Annotated in this window: 1 protein-coding gene, 2 tRNA genes and 1 pseudogene; 1 reads left to right on the plus strand and 3 read right to left on the minus strand. The window is 53.6% G+C overall.

What is annotated here, in order from left to right; translation table 11 throughout:
* The coding region (locus tag CINSTRO3249_RS15865) for an integrase core domain-containing protein (protein ID WP_143146879.1) at positions 1 to 229 on the plus strand (229 nt) is incomplete at its 5' end.
* A 38-nt stretch (positions 230 to 267) separates the two neighbouring features.
* On the opposite strand, the pseudogene CINSTRO3249_RS15870 reads toward CINSTRO3249_RS15865, so the two are convergent.
* From CINSTRO3249_RS15870 to CINSTRO3249_RS15880, 3 genes and pseudogenes are all read right to left on the minus strand, one after another.
* Positions 268 to 936 (minus strand): annotated as a pseudogene (locus tag CINSTRO3249_RS15870) (ABC transporter substrate-binding protein); the annotation flags it as partial.
* Positions 937 to 1,257: 321 nt separating this feature from the next.
* Positions 1,258 to 1,333: transfer RNA gene (locus CINSTRO3249_RS15875), tRNA-Trp, on the minus strand.
* Between the two features lie 8 nt (positions 1,334 to 1,341).
* A tRNA-Asp gene (locus tag CINSTRO3249_RS15880) sits at positions 1,342 to 1,418 on the minus strand.
* Between the last annotated feature and the right edge of the window lie 49 nt (positions 1,419 to 1,467).

Consider the following 1,467-nt stretch of genomic DNA (forward strand, 5'->3'; position numbering starts at 1 on the left):
CGGCGACTCCTACGATAATGCGATGGCAGAGAGTATCAACGGGTTGTACAAAACGGAGGTTATCCACCGCGGGAGCTGGAAAAACCGGACGGAAGTGGAGTTGGCCACGCTGGACTGGGTGGACTGGTACAACAACAGAAGGCTGCTCGGGCGGCTGGGTTACATCCCTCCTACTGAAGCCGAAATGAACTATTACGCTTTGCAATTAGCATCAGAGGAAGCGGCGTAGTATTGCCAAAATTACTCTCTAATAAACTCGGGGTTATTCATATCATCGTTATGGGCGTAAACGGCGCAGATGTTCTTACCGTTTTGTTCCGCTTTAATAAAGCTTTCCATCACCTCTTTTCCCTTACTACGGGTAAAATCACCGGACTGCGAACGAATGATCTTGATATTAGAATGCCCGCTGATGCCATCGGCAAAGCCTTTTTTACGGTTGATCGCCACGCTGGCGCCGACCGTGCCCTGCAGTTCCACCACGTTACAGGCTTTATCGCCTACGTCCTTCGCCAGCCACTCGCCGGCGACTTTACCCTCGTGCACGCTATCAGAGGCGACTGCGGAGGTATAAAGCTATGGGTCATTCACCTCTATCATGCGGTCCAGCAAAAAGACGGGGATTTTGGCTTCCTTGGCCTCCTGCAAAACGGGCGTCCAGCCGGTGGCGACCACTGGCGCAATAAAGATGGCGTCCACCCCCTGCGCGATAAAGGAGCGTACCGCTTTGATTTGGTTTTCCTGCTTTTGCTGCGCATCGGCGATTTTCAGCGTAATGCCGCGCTTTTCCGCTTCGGTTTTCGCGACTTTGGTTTCCGCCGAACGCCAGCCGGATTCCGAACCAATTTGCGAGAAACCCACCACCGGTGCTGCCGCCTGCGCCGTCTGACCCAAGGCAACGCTTACCGCCAAAGCAATTATCATGCGCTTGACCATCATGTGACCTTCCTTATTTTTCTCTTTTTGCAGGGGTGAGGCGCACCCGGCCTTCGGCCAGCGGCTGATGGCCGGGCGCTTTTTGGGACGGTATTGCTGGATGAGTAATGGACGCATCTCCCTTATTGCTTGTAGGTGTTAATTAGTTTTAATAGAAATGAAAATAATTATGATGAGCGGCATCACACCCTGAACGAACAGTGTTTTTGTGCATATGTTTAGCTGATTCGGACCGGGCGTCGACGCAGGGGGAAACAACAGTATGGGGGGAAACCAATGGGCAAAAAAAACCCTTCGCAAACGCGAAGGGTTTTCCATGGCTGGCAGGGGCGGAGAGACTCGAACTCCCAACACCCGGTTTTGGAGACCGGTGCTCTACCAATTGAACTACGCCCCTAAATAGGGTGGCGGTGCGGACGGGACTCGAACCCGCGACCCCCGGCGTGACAGGCCGGTATTCTAACCGACTGAACTACCGCACCACCGAATCACTACACACGCCGGATTAACATGAGCGGGGTCAGACGCCTG

Origin of the sequence: Candidatus Sodalis sp. SoCistrobi, from assembly GCF_900143145.1 — a bacterium.
Taxonomy (GTDB): domain Bacteria; phylum Pseudomonadota; class Gammaproteobacteria; order Enterobacterales; family Enterobacteriaceae; genus SoCistrobi.